A 12147-nucleotide genomic window follows, 5' to 3' on the forward strand; every position below is an offset into this window, starting at 1 on the left:
TTAGGACGCGCCGCAGCCCAGTTGGAACACGGCGCGCGCGACCTGAAAGGCCATCTGACCGCAGAGATTACCGCGACCGGCAACGAATTTGCGCAGCCGCTCCGAGATCACAGCGGAGGAGGCTTTGTAGTTTTCCGAGATCGCAGACACCGGCCCACCGGACGGCTCGAGCCGCGAGGCGACGATCCGCATGTTGTTCGGCACGGATTGTAATGCTTCGAAACTGCGTAGAAGTCCGAATTGCTCCTTCGTGAGCCGCCCCATCGCGGTGTTCAATTCGGCCAGCATCCGCGTATTCTCATCGGCATTTCGATTGAGGCGGCGATCCCGTTCGGTAAGCTCAAGCGCCAGCGCATAGGCCATGAAGGCGGTGTAGCTGGAATAACCGCCACGCTCCGCGAAATCACGCAGCAGCGTCGCGCTCTCCTCCGGGTCGAGTGACTCCGCCCGTTCGCGCGCAGAGAGATCACGGTAGAGCTGGTGGATTTCATCGGACAGCTCGCTCGTCGGTTTCAGCCGGACCGAGAGGTAGCCCCCCTCGATCGGCATGACGACCGCGAAGACCCAATACCACCCGCCGCCTTTCGCCTTGTTCTTCACATAGGCGCCCATGGGATAGCCTTTTTTCAGCGCATCCCAAAGCACCCTGAACACCGCTCGCGGCGTATCGGGATGACGCACGATCTTATGCGGCGCCCCGATCATCTCGGACCACTCGAACCCCGCGGTGCGCCGAAAAATCTCGTTGCCCGATTGGATCACCCCGCGCGTATCGGTGCGCGAGTAGAACAATTCTTCCAGCGCGAAAGGCACCTCGTTGGTGCCGCGCAGTCCCGGCTGCCCCATTTTCGTCATCGCCCATTCTGTTCCATCGAGGTCCACCCTAGGCACCTGCCGGTTACCATCGACTTAACGCCAGATGCGAATTTCCCGTTAACCACGAGTCCGGCGTATTTCCCGGTCTTTACCGCTTCTTAGGCGCTTGCGCGGATGCTTGGCTCGAAGGCGAAGGAGGGGCAGATGACGAATCGAGACGCGAGGACCATGCCGGTGCATCGTGACGAAGATAGCCCGCTGAGCTTTGCGGCTGCCGAGCAAAGCCGGCAGGCCTTGGCCATGGTGCGCGCGGCGATAGACCGGCATGACGTCATGCTGGCCTATCAGCCCGTGATCCAGACCTGTCGCCCCGACCGACCCGCGTTTTACGAAGGCCTGATCCGGGTTCTCGACGATCGCGGGCGCATCATTCCCGCGAAGGAATTCATCAATGCGATCGAACGGACGGAGGTCGGGCGGAAACTCGATTGCCTCTCGCTTGAACTGGGGCTGAAAGCGCTCCTCGGGCGTCCGGATCTGCGCCTGGCGGTCAATATGTCGGCGCGCTCGATCGGCTACGCGCCCTGGACCAAGGTTCTCAATCGCGGCCTCGCGGTCGATGAAACCGTCGGCGAGCGTCTCATATTGGAGATTACCGAAAGCTCGGCGATGGAAATTCCCGAGCTGGTCAGCGTCTTCATGGAGGATTTGCAGGCGCGCGGCGTCAGTTTCGCGCTCGACGATTTCGGGGCGGGCTACACGTCTCTCCGCTATCTGCGGGATTTCTACTTCGACATCATCAAGGTCGATGGGCAGTTCATTCGCGGCATCTCGCACGATCCGGACAATCAGGCGCTGACGAAATCGCTGCTCGACGTGGCGCGCCATTTCGAGATGTTCACAATCGCCGAAGCGGTCGAGTCGCTGGAGGATGCCGAATATGTGGCAAGCCTCGGCGTTGATTGCATGCAGGGCTATTGCTTCGGCGCGCCGACGATCCACCCCCCGTGGAGCGAGTCTCGCGAACCGCAACGGAGACGCGCATGACCCCATGCCAGAGCGCAATAAAGTTGCGTTAACAATTTCCCGAGCGACGGGATTAAGCTTGACCTCTCGTTCCCTTCCGCCATGCTGCGCAGCAGCAGAACGGACGCGCTTTCGCGCCCGCTTAAGTGATGAGGAGGATCCCATGACCAATGTCGTCATCGTCTCGGCCGCGCGTACGCCGGTTGGCTCGTTTTTGGGTGCGTTTGCCAATACGCCCGCACATGACCTCGGCGCCGCCGTGATCGAGGCCGTCGTCGCCCGCGCCGGGATCGAGAAGTCCGATGTGTCCGAAACGATCCTCGGTCAGGTGCTGACCGCGGGCCAAGGCCAGAACCCCGCCCGCCAAGCCCATATCAACGCGGGCCTGCCGATCGAAAGCGCCGCCTGGTCGATCAACCAAGTCTGCGGTTCGGGCCTGCGCACGGTCGCGCTCGGCGCCCAGCATATCATGTGCGGCGATGCCGATATCGTCGTCGCGGGCGGTCAGGAAAGCATGTCGCTCAGCCCCCATGTCGCGCATCTGCGCGCGGGTCAGAAGATGGGCGACATGAAGATGATCGACTCGATGATCAAGGACGGGCTGTGGGACGCGTTCAACGGCTATCACATGGGCCAGACCGCCGAGAATGTCGCGACCCAGTGGCAGATTTCGCGCGAGATGCAGGACGAATTCGCGCTGGCTTCGCAGAACAAGGCTGAGGCCGCGCAGAAGGCCGGCAAATTCGCCGACGAGATCGCCGCCTTCACCGTGAAGACGCGCAAGGGCGACACGGTCGTGGATCAGGACGAATATATCCGCCACGGCGCGACGATCGAGAACATGCAGAAGCTGCGCCCGGCCTTCGCCAAGGACGGCTCGGTGACCGCGGGCAACGCGAGCGGCATCAATGACGGTGCGGCCGCGGTGCTGCTGATGTCGGAGGAAGAGGCCGAGAAGCGCGGGCTCACGCCGCTGGCCCGCATTGCCTCCTACGCGACCGCCGGGCTCGACCCGTCGATCATGGGCTGCGGCCCGATCCCGTCCTCGCGCAAGGCGCTTGAGAAGGCTGGCTGGAAAGCCTCCGATCTCGACCTGATCGAAGCCAACGAGGCCTTCGCGGCGCAAGCCTGCGCGGTGAACAAGGACATGGGTTGGGACGTCAGCAAGGTGAACGTCAATGGCGGCGCCATCGCCATCGGCCACCCGATCGGCGCCAGCGGCGCGCGAATCCTCAACACCCTGCTGTTCGAGATGAAGCGTCAGGGCTCGAAAAAAGGCCTCGCCACGCTCTGCATCGGTGGCGGTATGGGCGTCGCAATGTGCATTGAAGGCCTCTAACGGCAAAAAAATGCTGCATCTGCAAAAAGAGCGCGCAACTTTGTTGCGCGCTCTTGTCATTTTCGGTAACAGCATTTCAAGAGCATTCCATTTGGAGGAGGAATCATGGCGAGAGTTGCATTGGTCACCGGCGGATCGCGCGGCATTGGCGCGGCGATCTCGAAGGCGCTTCAGGCGGCGGGCTACACGGTCGTCGCGAACTATGCCGGCAATGACGAGGCTGCGGCCAAGTTCACCGAGGAGACGGGGATCAAGACCTACAAATGGTCGGTCGCGGATTACGACGCCTGCGCGGCGGGGATCGAGCAGATCGAATCCGAGGTCGGCCCGATCGACGTTCTGGTGAACAACGCGGGCATTACCCGCGACGCGCCGTTCCACAAGATGACCCGCGAGCAGTGGACCCAGGTGATCGACACCAATCTCAGCGGCATCTTCAACATGACCCATCCGCTCTGGACGAAGATGCGCGAGCGCAAGTTCGGCCGGGTCGTGAACATCTCCTCGATCAACGGCCAGAAGGGTCAGTTCGCGCAGGCGAATTACTCGGCGGCGAAGGCGGGCGATCTGGGCTTCACCAAGGCGCTGGCGCAGGAAGGCGCACGCGCGGGCATCACGGTGAACGCGATCTGCCCCGGCTATATCGCGACCGAGATGGTCATGGCGGTGCCAGAGAAGGTGCGCGAGTCGATCATCGGCCAGATCCCGGTCGGGCGTCTGGGCGAGCCCGAAGAAATCGCGCGCTGCGTGGTGTTCCTCGCATCCGACGATGCGGGCTTCATCACCGGCTCGACGATCACCGCGAATGGCGGTCAGTATTTCATCTGATTTCGCCTCTTGGCATTCTCGACGGAGGCCCGCATTTTGCGGGCCTCTTTGTTTTGGCGGGGACAGCATGACACGCGGCAAGGCCACTTCGATCGGGTTCACGGCGGTATTGCTTTGGGCGCTGCTGGCACTGTTTACGGTGGGATCGGCCCCGGTGCCGCCCCTGATGCTGAATGCGCTCTGTTTCGCGTTGGGCGGCGCGGTGGGCGTGATCTGGCTGGTGGCGACCGGTGCGCTGGGGCAGTTGCGGCACGTGTCGTGGAAGGTTTATCTCTCCGGGACGGCGGGGCTGTTCGGCTATCATTTCCTCTATTTCTCGGCGCTGCGCCTTGCGCCCCCGGCCGAGGCCGGGCTGATCGCTTATCTCTGGCCCCTGCTGATCGTGCTGTTTTCAGGACTGCTGCCCGGCGAGCGGCTGACGCTTTGGCATGTCGCGGGGGCGGTGCTTGCCTTCGGGGGCGCGGCGCTGATCCTCGGGGGCGGGATTTCCGCCGATCCGGCGGCGCTGCCCGGCTATGGGCTGGCGCTGATCTGCGCGCTGACATGGTCGAGCTACTCGCTGCTGTCGCGGCGCTTCGGCGCGGTGCCGACGGCGGCGGTCGCAGTCTATTGCCTCGCGAGCGCGGCCCTGTCGGCCGTCGCCCATCTGGCGCTGGAGCCGACGATCTGGCCACAAAGCGCGCTCGGCTGGGCCTCGGTGATCGGCTTGGGGCTGGGGCCGGTCGGGCTTGCCTTCTACACATGGGATCTTGGCGTGAAGCGCGGCGATATCCAGCTGCTGGGCACGGCCTCCTATGCGGCCCCGCTGGTCTCGACGCTGGTGCTGGTCGCGGTCGGGATCGCGAGTGCGCGGCCTACCCTACTGATCGCGGCGGCGATGATCGCCGGGGGCGCGGGGCTTGCGGCGCTTGGCGGTCGGCGTCGGCGCGCCGCGCCCCCTCCGCCGGATATGACCGGGCAGGATCTGCCGCGGAAAGGTTCGGTCTGAGTCGGCGCCCTCCTCGAACGGACCTTTTAAAAAGAGACGGGCCGCCCCGAAGGACGGCCCGGTTAAACTCGTGGGAGGGCCCTCAGGCCGTTTCGAGGCGGCGGATTTCCTCTTTCAGCCTAAGTTTTTGCCTTTTCATCTGAGCGATTTCGAGATCGTCGATGCCGGGTCTGCGCGCAGCGCGCTCGACCTCCATCGACAGAGCCTCATGTTTTTTGCGAAGTTCGGTGATATGCGAACCAAGCGACATGGCAGTCTCCTCTCCAGTTGTCAGCCCGTCGATTGCAGCACAGGTTTTGAGTCGTGTCACGGAAATGTCGTATAGCGACGGGTTATCCCCAGCATTTTCGCGAAATCTTGCGAAAGCGTTAACGCGGAATCGGCAATTTTTGACCTTCACGCAGGATTTCGCGCGCAATATCCGTCAAATCCTCTGCGTCACGTGAATGCACCGGCGCCGAATGCAGGATCAGCGGCGCCAGAAGCTGCAGCGGCGTCCGCGCGCCTTTGCGAGCCGTGACGATCACCCGCCGCGCCGCGCGCCCTGTGCGGGGGGCGATCGGCAGAACGGTGATCGCGCCGGCCCGCCCGTGCAGACCCACCAGCAGATCCGCCAGACGGTCGGCCTGCTGGATCAGCGTGATCCGCCCCTCGGGCTTGAGCCGCCGCAGCCCCGCGTCGAGCCATGCGCTGATCGGCGTCGCCTCGCGCTGCGCACGCTCGCGGCCGGGATCGGCGGCGGGCGTGCCGTCCTCGGGCCCGAAATAGGGGGGGTTGGCGATGACGTGATCGAAGCTACGCGCCCGGAGATCGGCGGGCATCTGCGCCAGATCGCCTTCGATCACCTCCAGCGCGATCCCGTTATCCGCCGCGTTGCGCCGCGCGAGATCCGCATAGGCGGGCTGCAGCTCCAACCCGCTTTGCGCAAGCCCCGACACCCGCCAGCCAAGACACAGGCTCGCCACCCCGGCCCCGCAGCCGAGCTCCAGAACCGACTGGCCCGCCTGCGCCGGACAGGCCGCCGCGAGCAGGACCGGGTCCATCGCCGCACGGTAGCCCGCGCGCGGCTGGGCGATGCGCAACCGCCCGCCGAGAAAGCCATCGACTGTCAGATCCTCGGGCCCGAACCGATCCATGGGCATCAATCCGATTTTATCTCGTTATCGCGCAGAACCGCCTGCGCCATGAACATGTCGCTGTCGCGCACCATCAGGCGGCGCGGAAGGATTCCGAGCGAGCCTTCCAGCACGCTCGTATGGACGTCGAGTTGAAACGTGCTTATACCCTCGCCCTCGAGAAGGGCGGTCGCCATGGCCAGTTTCACCGGGTCCGTGCTGCGCAGTAGCTCTTTCATATCCCTCACTTACGGCCCCTTGCGAGGGCTGTCGAGATGAGGCAGATCGAAGGGATGAACATGAGCCTCGACGACAAGCCCGACAACACGGCGAAACCGCATGACCGGCTCGCGGAAGCCTTGGCCAGCGACATGGCGGCGGTGGATACGCTGATCGCCGAGCGCATGGCTTCGGAAAACGCGCCGCGTATCCCCGAAGTGACCGCCCATCTGGTCGGCGCGGGCGGCAAACGGCTGCGGCCGATGCTGACCGTCGCGGCGGCGCGGCTGTGCGGCTACGAGGGCAGCCTGCATCACAACCTCGCGGCGGCGGTCGAGTTCATCCATACCGCGACGCTGCTGCATGACGATGTGGTCGACGAAAGCAAGCAGCGCCGGGGCCGCCCGACCGCGAACCTGCTCTGGGACAACAAGTCGAGCGTGCTCGTTGGCGATTACCTTTTCGCGCGGTCGTTCCAGCTGATGACGGATACTGACAACCTGCGGGTTCTGTCGATTCTGTCGAACGCCTCCGCCGTCATCACCGAGGGCGAGGTGCTGCAACTGTCGGCCGCGGAAGACCTGAACACGACCGAGGACACCTATTACAAGGTGGTGCGCGGCAAGACCGCGGCGCTGTTCTCGGCGGCGACCGAGGCGGGCGCGGTTCTGGCCGGTGCGCCGGAGGATCAGATCGCGGCGCTGCACGATTACGGCGAAAGCCTCGGGATTGCCTTCCAGGTGGTCGACGATCTGCTGGATTATCTCAGCGATGCCGAGACGATGGGCAAGAATGTGGGCGACGATTTCCGCGAGCGCAAGCTGACCCTGCCGCTGATCAAGGCGCTGGCGAAAGCCGACGCGGACGCCCGCGCCTTCTGGACCCGCACCATCGACAAGGGCGACCAGCGCGAGGGCGATCTGGAGCATGCGCTGGAGCTGCTGCACGCGACCGGCGCGCTGGAAGAGACCCGCGCGGCAGCCCTCGAATGGGCCGATCGCGGGCGCGAGCGGCTCAAGGTTCTGCCCGAGAGCGAGCTGCGGCAAATGCTCGACGATCTGGCGGATTACGTGGTGGCGCGGCTGCGCTGAGGGGGCTCTGCCCCCCGCCCTGCGGGCTCCCCCCGGGATATTTCGATCAAGAAGAAGAGGCGCGGCTTTGGGGCTGCGCCTTTTGCGTCTGATCGCCGAGCATGCCGGACGCGCGCCACCAGTCGGGGCGACGTTGGGCCAGCATCGCCTCGGCGGCCTGCGCCCCATCCAGCGTTTCGAACAGCGCGAAACAGGTGGCGCCCGAGCCCGACATCCGCGCGAGGCGGCAGCCGGGCAGCGTCATGAGCCCGTCGAGAACCTCCCCGATCACCGGGGCGGACGCGATAGCAGGGGCTTGCAGGTCATTGCGCTGGGTCGCGAGCCAGTCGATGCAATCGGGCGCGCCAGTGAAGCTCGGAAGCGCTTCCGGCATCGGGGGATTGTCCTTCGAATCGAGCCCTTTGAAGATCGCAGGCGTCGGCACCTCCACGCGCGGATTAACCAGAAGCGCGGGCAGCGGCGGCAGGGCAACGGGGTCGAGCGTCTCGCCGATACCGCGCACGCGCTGGGGCTGCGGCGTCAGGCACATCGGCACGTCTGCCCCAAGCTGTGCGGTCTCTGCCGGAAGGGGCTGGCCCCAAAGCGCAGCCAGCGCGCGCAGCGCAGCCGCCGCGTCCGACGATCCTCCGCCAATGCCCGAGGCGGGCGGCAGATGCTTGTCGAGATGGATCTCGGCCCCCTGCCCCGCCGGGCGCGACAGGAGGGACGCGGCCTTCAGCGCGAGGTTCGATGGATCGGCAGGCACGCCCGCCGCCTCCGGTCCAGCCACGCTGAGCGAAAGCGCGTCGCTCTCGCGTAGCACCAGCCGGTCGCCCATCGGCCCGAAGGCCACGAGGCTGTCGAGCAGGTGATAGCCATCGGCCCGCTGGCCGGTGACATGAAGCGTCAGGTTGATCTTCGCCGGCGCGAAGGCGTCAATTATTCGCATCGCTCGCGGGCGTTTCGGGGGCGGCCTGAGCAGTATCCTTGCTCGGGCCCTTATCCTCGAGCGGCGGCAGACCCTGCTCCTTACGCAGCTGATCCAGACCCACCTCGATCTTTCGGCGGATCGCGTCGGGATCGAGCTCCTCGGTGGTCTCCGCATCGTCGGTCGCGAAGGACAACGCGCGGCGCCACTGGAATTTCGCCTCGCGCTGACGGCCCACGGCCCAGAGCACATCGCCCAGGTGGTCGTTGAGCAGCGGATCGCGCGGCTCGAGCTCCACGGCGCGCTCCATCTTTTGTGCCGCCTCCTGATAATGGCCAAGCTTGAACAGCGCCCAGCCGAGACTGTCGATGATGAAGCCCGCATCCGGACGCTCGGCGGCGGCCTTGCGGATCATGTCGAGCGCCTCGTCGAGATTCTCGCCCTTGTCCACGTAGGAATAGCCCAGATAGTTCAGCACCGAAGGCTGATCGGGCGAAAGGCGCAGCGCCTCGCGGAAGCCCTTCTCGGCCTCGTCCCAATTGCCCGAGCGTTCCTGCGCGATGGCGCGCGAATACCAGACGAACCAGTCCTTCGGCTCGGGCTGGCCGAGCAGGTCGATCGCCTTGTCATAGGCACTCGCGGCCTCGGCAAAACGGCTCTCGCGACGCAGCGTATCGCCGAGCGCGGTCCAGACGCCCACGAGGTTGGGACGGCTGCGCGACAGGTTCTCGAGCACTTCGATCGCCGCATCGTTGCGGCCCGCGCGCACCATCGATTCCGCGCGTCCGATTTCGGCGGCGTGATAGATCGGGCTGTCGGGCTTGATGTCGGCATAGGCTTCGATAGCCAGATCGTACTGGCCCTGCTGGTCGAGCATCGATGCGGTCAGCAGCGTCGCGTCATCCATGTCGGGCCGGATCATGTTCGCCAGCCGCGAATGCACCAGCGTGAACGTGTCGGGCGCATCCCCGATCAGCGCCTGCGCGACCGAATAATAGACCTCCGCCACGCCGTCGGACGCGTTGCGCACGACGTCGAAGGGCAGCGTATCGCTCGCCTCCAGCTTCTTGCGGATATCTTTCAGCTGCGGATCGAGATCCTTGCCGAAGCGATCCTCGATCAGCTTCAGCGCCTCTTTGTTCTTCTCGAGCTGCGAGAGCACTTCGACATGGGCAAGCACGCCGCGGCGGGTCGAGGTGATCTTCTCGCCATGCTCGCCGCTCAGGATCGCATCGGCGCCTTCGTAATCGCCGACCAGCGCCAGCGCGAGCGCCTTGTGGAAGCCCGCGAAGGCCGCAAGGCCCTGCTGCTTGCCGACCTCGTCGAAGGCGGCGGAGGCGTCGGACATCTTGCCGTCGCCCGCCAGCGCCCAGGCCTTGGTCAGACCGCCCACGAGCGGCCCGGGATCGGCACCGCTGTCGAGAAGCGCGAGCGCCCCGGTCCAGTTCTTGTCATGCGCATCGGCCGCCAAAGCGGTGAGCGCCGCGATCTGGCTGCCGGTTCCGGCCTCGACCATCTGCTGCGCAAGCGGCGTGGCGCGGTCGAAATCGGCGATCGCGATCTCGGAAACGAGCGTCGCTTCCGCGGTCGCGCCGCTGGTATCGCCGCTGGCCATCAACTGACGGTAGTAATGCGCGGCCTCGGCGAAATCGAATTGCTGCGACGCGATGCGCGCGGCGAGATAAGCCCCCGCCTCTGCCGGGCTCGGGTCATTCGCGGTGTCGGCAGCATCGCCTTTCGCGGCGGCGTCATCGGCGGCCTGCGCCGCATCTTCGGCGCTGCCCGCCTTGGGCGCATCCTGTGCCAGCAGCGGCATCGGCGCGGTGGAGCCCATCAAGAGGGCGAAGAGCGCAAGGCGCAGCGGGGTCTTCAAACTCGACACGAAACGGTCCTCTCATTCGGGTTGAAATCGAGCGTAACGGCGCGATGCGGGCATTACAATGAGCCGTACCACCGCACGCGGGAAGCCGCCTGCGCAGACACGGCGTTGTGATGGGCGCAAAGAGAGGGAGAAAAAGAAAAAGGGGCCCGCAGGCCCCTTTCGCGATCACATGTTCGGGTAGTTCGGCCCGTCGCCGCCCTGCGGGGTGGTCCAGTTGATGTTCTGGCTCGGGTCCTTGATGTCGCAGGTCTTGCAGTGGACGCAGTTCTGGAAGTTGATCTGGAACTTCGCGTCGTCGCCCTCGCCGACCACCTCGTAGACGCCCGCCGGGCAGTAGCGCTGCGCGGGCTCGTCATATTTCGGCAGGTTCACCGAGATCGGGACCGACGGATCCTTCAGCTGCAGGTGGCAAGGCTGGCTCTCTTCATGGTTGGTGAAGGAGAAGCTGACATTGGTCAGGCGGTCGAAGCTCAGCTTGCCATCGGGTTTGGGGTAGTCGATCGGTTTGAACTTGCTCGCCTCGCCGGTCGATTTCGCATCCGATTTGCCATGCTTGAGCGTGCCGAACAGCGAGAAGCCGAAGAGGTCGTTGGTCCACATGTCGAGCCCGCCGAGGACGAGCGAGGGGATCATCCCCCATTTCGACCACATCGGCTTCACGTTGCGGACTTTCTTGAGGTCGTTCGCGATCGGGCCCGAGCGCAGATCGGCCTCGTATTCGGTCAGCTCATCGCCCGAACGACCGCCCTTGATGGCCTCTGCCGCAGCTTCCGCCGCCGCGATACCCGACAGCATCGCGTTATGGTTGCCCTTGATGCGCGGCACGTTCACGAGCCCCGCCGAGCAGCCCAGCAGCACCGCGCCCGGCACGGTCAGTTTCGGGATCGACTGCCAGCCGCCCTCCGAAATCGCCCGTGCACCGTAAGCCACGCGCTTGCCGCCTTCGAGCAGTTCCGCGACCATCGGGTGATGCTTGAAGCGCTGGAACTCCATGTAGGGATAGAGATGGGGGTTCTCGTAGTTCAGGTGCACCACGAAGCCGACATAGACCTGATTGTTCTCGAGGTGGTAGATGAACGACCCGCCGCCAGCATTGCCGCCCAGAGGCCAGCCCATCGTGTGGGTCACGGTGCCTTCGCGGTGCTTCTCCGGATCGATCTCCCAGATTTCCTTCATGCCGAGACCGAATTTCTGCGGGCAGTGACCGTCGGAGAGGTTGTGCTTCTCCATCACCACTTTGGCGAGCGAGCCGCGCACGCCCTCGGCGATCATCACGTATTTGCCGCGCAGCTCCATGCCCGGCTCGTAGCCCGGGCCTTCCGTGCCATCGGCTTCCTTGCCGAATTCGCCCGCGACGACACCGGCCACCCGGTCGCCGTCCCAGACGATTTCCGAGGCGGCCATGCCAGGGAAAATCTCGACGCCCAGACCTTCGGCCTGCTCGGCCATCCAGCGGCAGACATTGCCCATCGAGACGATGTATTTGCCGTGGTTCGACATCAGGGGCGGCATCGGCCAGTTCGGGATGCGCATCGCCCCGGCCTCGCCCAGCATGTAGAAATTGTCCTTCTTGACCGGCACGGTGATCGGCGCGCCCTTGTCCTTCCAGTCGGGGATCAGCTGATCCAGACCGCTGGTGTCGAGCACCGCGCCCGACAGGATATGCGCGCCCACTTCCGAGCCCTTCTCGAGCACGACGACCTCGAGCTCCGGGTCGATCTGCTTGAGACGGATCGCCGCCGAAAGCCCTGCAGGCCCCGCGCCCACGATCACCACATCATATTCCATCGACTCGCGCGTCACGTCGGTCATGTCTGTCGAACCCCTTGCTGGTCGTCCTAGCTGGCGTCCTGCCTAGCCTACCTCGCGTAACGAGGCAATTGTTACGCTGCGATGCCGCGCAACAATCTTGCGCCAAATTGCAGCCGCTCCCCCA

At 64.9% G+C, this 12147-nt stretch carries 12 protein-coding genes; 5 read left to right on the forward strand and 7 right to left on the reverse strand.

What is annotated here, in order from left to right:
- Positions 1–855 (reverse strand): PAS domain-containing protein, encoded by an 855-nt coding sequence (locus tag AC2TZ7_RS19510; protein WP_489865449.1) that lies wholly within the window; start codon positions 853–855, stop codon positions 1–3.
- A 165-nt stretch (positions 856–1020) separates the two neighbouring features.
- Here AC2TZ7_RS19510 and AC2TZ7_RS19515 point away from each other — a divergent pair, with 165 nt between their 5' ends.
- From AC2TZ7_RS19515 to yddG, 4 genes are all read left to right on the forward strand, one after another.
- A complete protein-coding gene (locus tag AC2TZ7_RS19515; RefSeq protein WP_489865450.1) occupies positions 1021–1863 on the forward strand; it encodes an EAL domain-containing protein in 843 nt (280 codons plus the stop codon).
- Between the two features lie 142 nt (positions 1864–2005).
- Positions 2006–3181 (forward strand): acetyl-CoA C-acetyltransferase, encoded by a 1176-nt coding sequence (locus AC2TZ7_RS19520; protein ID WP_078548959.1) that lies wholly within the window; start codon positions 2006–2008, stop codon positions 3179–3181.
- A gap of 105 nt (positions 3182–3286) precedes the next feature.
- Positions 3287–4009, forward strand: a complete 723-nt coding sequence (locus AC2TZ7_RS19525) for a beta-ketoacyl-ACP reductase (protein ID WP_489865451.1) — start codon at positions 3287–3289, stop codon at positions 4007–4009.
- A gap of 67 nt (positions 4010–4076) precedes the next feature.
- Positions 4077–4997, forward strand: coding sequence for an aromatic amino acid exporter YddG (gene yddG / locus AC2TZ7_RS19530; protein WP_489865452.1), 921 nt, complete (start codon positions 4077–4079; stop codon positions 4995–4997).
- 82 nt (positions 4998–5079) lie between these two features.
- Here yddG and AC2TZ7_RS19535 read toward each other — a convergent pair whose 3' ends face one another.
- From AC2TZ7_RS19535 to AC2TZ7_RS19545, 3 genes are all read right to left on the reverse strand, one after another.
- Positions 5080–5247, reverse strand: a complete 168-nt coding sequence (locus AC2TZ7_RS19535; protein ID WP_134331375.1) for a DUF465 domain-containing protein — start codon at positions 5245–5247, stop codon at positions 5080–5082.
- 118 nt (positions 5248–5365) lie between these two features.
- The gene (locus AC2TZ7_RS19540; protein ID WP_489865453.1) at positions 5366–6133 is read right to left on the reverse strand and encodes a tRNA1(Val) (adenine(37)-N6)-methyltransferase; all 768 of its coding nucleotides are present in this window, start codon (positions 6131–6133) and stop codon (positions 5366–5368) included.
- 5 nt (positions 6134–6138) lie between these two features.
- Positions 6139–6351: a putative signal transducing protein gene (locus AC2TZ7_RS19545; protein WP_075773958.1), complete on the reverse strand. Its 213-nt coding sequence runs from the start codon at positions 6349–6351 to the stop codon at positions 6139–6141.
- 36 nt (positions 6352–6387) lie between these two features.
- Between AC2TZ7_RS19545 and AC2TZ7_RS19550 the strand changes: the two genes are divergently transcribed.
- A complete protein-coding gene (locus tag AC2TZ7_RS19550) occupies positions 6388–7422 on the forward strand; it encodes a polyprenyl synthetase family protein (protein ID WP_489865454.1) in 1035 nt (344 codons plus the stop codon).
- A gap of 46 nt (positions 7423–7468) precedes the next feature.
- Here AC2TZ7_RS19550 and AC2TZ7_RS19555 read toward each other — a convergent pair whose 3' ends face one another.
- From AC2TZ7_RS19555 to AC2TZ7_RS19565, 3 genes are all read right to left on the reverse strand, one after another.
- Positions 7469–8350 carry a 4-(cytidine 5'-diphospho)-2-C-methyl-D-erythritol kinase gene (locus AC2TZ7_RS19555; RefSeq protein WP_489865455.1) on the reverse strand — a complete coding sequence of 294 codons (882 nt, stop codon included), beginning with the start codon at positions 8348–8350 and terminating at the stop codon, positions 7469–7471.
- A complete protein-coding gene (locus AC2TZ7_RS19560; RefSeq protein WP_489865456.1) occupies positions 8337–10211 on the reverse strand; it encodes a tetratricopeptide repeat protein in 1875 nt (624 codons plus the stop codon). The genes AC2TZ7_RS19555 and AC2TZ7_RS19560 overlap by 14 nt, the downstream gene beginning before the upstream one ends.
- A gap of 165 nt (positions 10212–10376) precedes the next feature.
- Entirely contained in the window at positions 10377–12023 is a 1647-nt protein-coding gene (locus tag AC2TZ7_RS19565; RefSeq protein ID WP_489865457.1) for an electron transfer flavoprotein-ubiquinone oxidoreductase, read from the reverse strand.
- Positions 12024–12147 lie beyond the last annotated feature (124 nt).

The organism is Thioclava sp. ISO4, assembly GCF_058105145.1.